The sequence below is a fragment of the Pseudescherichia vulneris genome (genome assembly GCF_902164725.1).
Lineage (GTDB): Bacteria > Pseudomonadota > Gammaproteobacteria > Enterobacterales > Enterobacteriaceae > Pseudescherichia > Pseudescherichia vulneris.
Genome location: NZ_LR607338.1, coordinates 4,317,198 through 4,321,819 on the forward strand (window position 1 = coordinate 4,317,198; position 4,622 = coordinate 4,321,819).

The window sequence follows — 4,622 nt, forward strand, 5'->3', positions numbered from 1 at the left end:
AGCGGTGTAGCACGTCTATTTCTGATCGCTTTTACTTCTGACCATAGTAGGCGTGTGCGCCGTGCTTGCGCATAAAGTGTTTATCCATCAGATAGCTATCAATGGGCTTCAGACCCGGATTGATGCCGCGCGCAATCCACGCCATCCGCGCCACCTCTTCCATGACGACCGCGTTGTGCACCGCATCGTGCGCATCTTTTCCCCAGGCAAAGGGGCCATGCTGATAAACTACCACGCCCGGAGTATGCAGCGGCTCGGCCTCCTTCAGCGTTTCGATGATCACCCTGCCGGTGTTCAGCTCATACTCGCCCTGCACCTCCTCCTCGGTTAACGCCCGCGTGCAGGGAATATCCCCCAGGAAGTAGTCTGCATGGGTGGTGCCCAGCGCTGGGATCGCCAGCCCGGCTTGCGCCCAGGCGGTAGCGTGCGTGGAGTGGGTATGAACTACTCCGCCGAGGGAGGGATAGCGACGATAGAGCGCGAGATGGGTCGCGGTATCGGAAGAGGGTCGCAGCGTGCCCTCGACGACCTCACCTTGCAGATCCACTATCACAATGTCGTCCGCCTTCAGCGCGTCATAATCCACGCCGCTGGGCTTGATGGCTACCAGCCCGCGCGCCCTGTCAACGGCGCTGACGTTGCCCCAGGTAAAGGTCACCAGGCCGTAGCGCGGCAGATCCAAATTGGCGTCTAAAACCTGCTGTTTAAGCTGCTGCATGATCGTCCTCCAGCAGTCCGGCCTGCGCCATGCGTTCGCAAACCCACGCCCGCGCCTTCGCCACCTCCTGAAGCGGATCGGCCGCCGTCTCGCTCCACATCTCAATCAGGTAAGGCCCGCAGTAGCCGCTCTCTTTCAGCGTGCGGAAGCAGCGTTCAAAATCCACCACGCCGGTGCCGAAGGGAACGTTTTTAAAGACGCCGGGTTGCGTATCCTTCACGTGCACCGCCACGATATGCCCGCTGCCCGCCCGCAGCTCCATCTGCACGTCGTTGTCCCACGCCGAGAGGTTGCCGATATCCGGATAGAGCTGGAACCAGGGGTTGTTCAGGTAGTGGGTATAGCCAAGCGCTTTGCTGATAGAGTTCATCAGCGGGTAGTCCATGATCTCCATCGCCAGCGTGACCTGTGCACGGCTGGCCATCTCGACGCTCTCCTTGAGACCGTCGCGAAAACGGCGGCGCGTCTCATCATTGGCCTGCTGATAGTAAACGTCATACCCGGCCAGCTGGATCACGCGGATACCGACGTCCTGCGCCAGCTCAATGGCGCGACGCATGATCTCCAGCCCCTGGGTGCGCACCGCATCATCTTCACTGCCCAGCGGAAAGCGGCGATGGGCGCTCAGGCACATGGAAGGAACCCGCACCCCGGTGTCGGCAACCGCCTTCACCAGCGCCAGCCGCTCGTCACGGCTCCATGCCAGCCGAGCCAGCCGGGCATCGGTTTCGTCGATCGACATCTCAACAAAGTCGAAGCCCAGCGTTTTCGCCAGAGTAAGGCGCTCGTGCCAGCACTCCCCGGCAGGGAGCGCTTTTTCATAGATGCCAAGCGGCACGGTTTTCGACAGCATAGCCGCTCCTTAGCTCCACAGTTGGGCGATGGAACGTTTAAACTGCCGCGCGGCCTGCACCGGATCGACGGCGTCGCGGATGCTGCGCCCGGCGATAAACACATGGATAGGGATACCTTTAAACAGCGGCAGATCCTCCAGCGCCAGCCCGCCGGTGACGGTAACCTTAAAGCCCATGTCCGCCAGGCGTTTGATCGCGCTGATATCCGCCTCGCCCCAGGCAACGCCCGCCGCCTGAGCATCGCGGCTGCGGTGGTAGACCACCTGCTGAATGCCCGCTTCCCGCCACGCCTGCGCCTGCTCCCACGTCCAGAAGCCAGTCAGCTCTATCTGCACATCGCCGTTAAACTCGTGGGCGACGTCGAGCGCGCCTTTGGCGGTGTTGATATCCGCACAGCAGATCACCGTGACCCAGTCGGCACTGGCCTCAAAGCACATGCGCGAGAGGATCTTCCCGGCGTCAGCAATTTTGGCGTCGGCCAGCACAATTTTATGCGGGTAGAGCGCCTTAAGATCGCGTACCGCGCGTACCCCTTCCCCTACGCAGAGGATGGTACCCACTTCAATAATGTCTACCTCTTCGGCAATTAGCCGCGTGGTGGCGTAAGCATCGGCGAGGGTCTGGTTATCCAGCGCGACCTGTAACATCGGTAATGGCATCGTCGTTTTCCTTTTAAGCTGCCGCCGCAGTGGCGTTATCAATTAAATCAAGAACCTCCTGCTCGGTACGGCAGGCGCGTAAGCGGTCAAAATTGGCCTCATCGTCAAACAGATTGACAATCTGCATGATGCCGACCTCCTGATGGGTATTGGCATCGACAGCAGCCATGGTGATCAGGATATCGACCGGGTCGTTATCTTCGTGGTTAAACGCCAGCGGCTTCTTCAGCGTCACCAGCGCAAAACCGGTTTTTTTGACGCCCTCCTCCGGGCGGCCATGGGGCATTGCCAGTCCCGGGGCGATCACAAAGTAGGGGCCAAACTGCTCGACGCCGTCGAGAATGGCCTGGTAGTAGCGCGGCTCCACCACGTCGGCAGCTACCAGCAGGTCAACGCCAATTTTTACGGCGTCTTGCCAGGTTTCAGCCTCTGCCTTCAGGCAAATAGAATGGTTCTGTGCCAGCGAATCACGTAGTTTCATCGGGTGTCCTTACTTCACATCCTGCGGGAAATGTTTTTTGATCACCTCCAGCAGCTTCGGGCCAAAATCAGCAGGCGACAGCATGTTGCGTACGCCAACCACATATTTGTTGCCGGAGACGGAAATTTCACCGGCGATATGGGTGGAGGCAATGATGATGTCCGCGCCGTTGAGTTCACTTTTATATTCCCCAACTGCGCAGCTGTTCACCGTGTGATCGATATTTGCTTGGGTTAAAAACTGATCCACCTTCATTTTCATGATCATGGAGCTGCCTTGCCCATTACCACATACAGCCAGAATACGTACGGTCATAACCAACACTCCTTATAAAGCAGACTGTTCTGCCAGTTGTTTTTCTGCGTCTTCTTCAGCACGCAGCGAGCGTCCTGCGAAGAACATATAGGCCAGTGCGATAAGCAAAATGACGGCCATAAAGGCGATCCCAATTGAGAAGAAGCCCTGCATCATTGGCGGTGCCAGAATTGACCAATCCGCCATGCCCATCCAGGCGCTCATACCGGTGAGTTTTACCGCCCACACGCAGCCAAAGATTTCAATCATCCCCATGACCAGACAGATTTTCAGCGCCGCGCGCCAGCCGCCAAAGTGGTTAGCAAAGACGCCAATCGTGGCGTTAGAGAAGAACATCGGAATGAAGCCTGGGATGATCAGGATGGACGAGCCGCAGCCCACCAGGACGCCAACCGCGATCAGCTGGCCGATGGTGCCCCACATAAAGCCCCACACCACCGCGTTCGGCGCGAAGCTATAGATTGCCGCACAGTCAATCGCCAGCACTGCGCCAGGGATCAGCCGCTGGGAGATACCGTTAAATGCCTCAGAGAGCTCGGCAACAAACATGCGCACGCCCTGAGTGATGATGAAGATGGCAACCGCGAACGAGAAACCGGTTTGCAGGATATAGATAGTCCAGTGGGTTTTACCCGCCATCGCCTGAACCACGTCGATGCCGAAGGAGAGCAGGATCGCGCCAAAGAAAATCGTCATCACGATAGCCGTCGAGACGATGTTGTCATGGAAGATATTCAGCCAGCCCGGCAGCTTAAGATCCTCAACGCTCTCCTCTTTTTTGCCCAAATACGGGGCAACTTTATAGGCAATCCACGAGGCAAACTGCTGCTGGTGACCGATAGAGAAACCACACCCGTCGGTGACCTCCTGGGTCGGCTTATACATCATGTTCGAGGTGATCCCCCAGTAGAGAGAGACCAGCACGGCGGTACAGATAATGGTGGTCCACATCGGATAGCCGAAGATATAGAAGGAGACCGCGATCAGCCCCGCCTGCTGAAACATGATGTGGCCGGTAAGCATAATGGTACGGATGCCGGTAATGCGCCGGAACAGGACATAAATAATATTTAGCGCCAGCGCCAGCAGCACCGCATAGCCTACCCAGCTGTAGGCATCTCCCATACGGTCAATGGTGGCCATCATAGAAGCGTAGGTATCAGAGATGGCACCGTTGATGCCGTAGACCTCTGACATTTTGGCGACGACCGGCTTAAAGGTGCTGGTCAGGATCCCGGAGCCGGCCTGTAGCAGCATAAAACCGATGATCGTTTTGATCGTGCCCTTAATAATAACGCTCACGCTTTTACGCAGCAGGATATAACCCAGACAGGTAACAATACCCAGCAGCAGCGGGGCGTTGGTCATGACCTGGTTAAAGAACACGGTAAAGAGGGTGTAAAGGGTCTCCATAACGCTCTCCAGAGAGTGAATGCAGCGGATGTTGTGACCCGCTACAGGATGTGCCCACTACTCTACCCATCAAGAATAATCACAAAAAGATTGAATATGATTATTTGTGATGCGTCGCGCAATTTATTTCCCTACGTTACATGCGGCTATATATGTATCCAAAAAATACATTTTAATATCAA

At 56.6% G+C, this 4,622-nt stretch carries 6 protein-coding genes; all 6 read right to left on the reverse strand.

The window, feature by feature from the left end; all coding sequences use genetic code 11:
* Positions 1–31: 31 nt before the first annotated feature.
* The 6 genes from FN633_RS17965 to ulaA are packed head-to-tail and all read right to left on the reverse strand — an operon-like array spanning position 32 to position 4,440.
* Entirely contained in the window at positions 32–718 is a 687-nt protein-coding gene (locus FN633_RS17965) for an L-ribulose-5-phosphate 4-epimerase (RefSeq protein ID WP_154058721.1), read from the reverse strand.
* Positions 705–1,571 (reverse strand): L-ribulose-5-phosphate 3-epimerase, encoded by an 867-nt coding sequence (locus FN633_RS17970; RefSeq protein WP_154058722.1) that lies wholly within the window; start codon positions 1,569–1,571, stop codon positions 705–707. Before FN633_RS17970 ends, FN633_RS17965 begins: the two co-directional genes overlap by 14 nt.
* A 9-nt stretch (positions 1,572–1,580) precedes the next feature.
* Entirely contained in the window at positions 1,581–2,231 is a 651-nt protein-coding gene (locus tag FN633_RS17975; RefSeq protein WP_154058723.1) for a 3-keto-L-gulonate-6-phosphate decarboxylase UlaD, read from the reverse strand.
* 13 nt (positions 2,232–2,244) lie between these two features.
* Positions 2,245–2,712, reverse strand: coding sequence for a PTS ascorbate transporter subunit IIA (gene ulaC / locus FN633_RS17980; RefSeq protein WP_154058724.1), 468 nt, complete (start codon positions 2,710–2,712; stop codon positions 2,245–2,247).
* Between the two features lie 9 nt (positions 2,713–2,721).
* Positions 2,722–3,027 carry a PTS ascorbate transporter subunit IIB gene (gene ulaB, locus FN633_RS17985; RefSeq protein ID WP_154058725.1) on the reverse strand — a complete coding sequence of 102 codons (306 nt, stop codon included), beginning with the start codon at positions 3,025–3,027 and terminating at the stop codon, positions 2,722–2,724.
* Between the two features lie 12 nt (positions 3,028–3,039).
* The gene (ulaA, locus tag FN633_RS17990; protein WP_154058726.1) at positions 3,040–4,440 is read right to left on the reverse strand and encodes a PTS ascorbate transporter subunit IIC; all 1,401 of its coding nucleotides are present in this window, start codon (positions 4,438–4,440) and stop codon (positions 3,040–3,042) included.
* Positions 4,441–4,622: the final 182 nt, after the last annotated feature.

Coding starts and splice junctions, on each gene's coding strand:
- FN633_RS17965 (WP_154058721.1), bottom strand. CDS start 718: ATGCAGCAGCTTAAACAGCAGGTTTTAGACGCCAATTTGGATCTGCCG.
- FN633_RS17970 (WP_154058722.1), bottom strand. CDS start 1,571: ATGCTGTCGAAAACCGTGCCGCTTGGCATCTATGAAAAAGCGCTCCCT.
- FN633_RS17975 (WP_154058723.1), bottom strand. CDS start 2,231: ATGCCATTACCGATGTTACAGGTCGCGCTGGATAACCAGACCCTCGCC.
- ulaC (WP_154058724.1), bottom strand. CDS start 2,712: ATGAAACTACGTGATTCGCTGGCACAGAACCATTCTATTTGCCTGAAG.
- ulaB (WP_154058725.1), bottom strand. CDS start 3,027: ATGACCGTACGTATTCTGGCTGTATGTGGTAATGGGCAAGGCAGCTCC.
- ulaA (WP_154058726.1), bottom strand. CDS start 4,440: ATGGAGACCCTTTACACCCTCTTTACCGTGTTCTTTAACCAGGTCATG.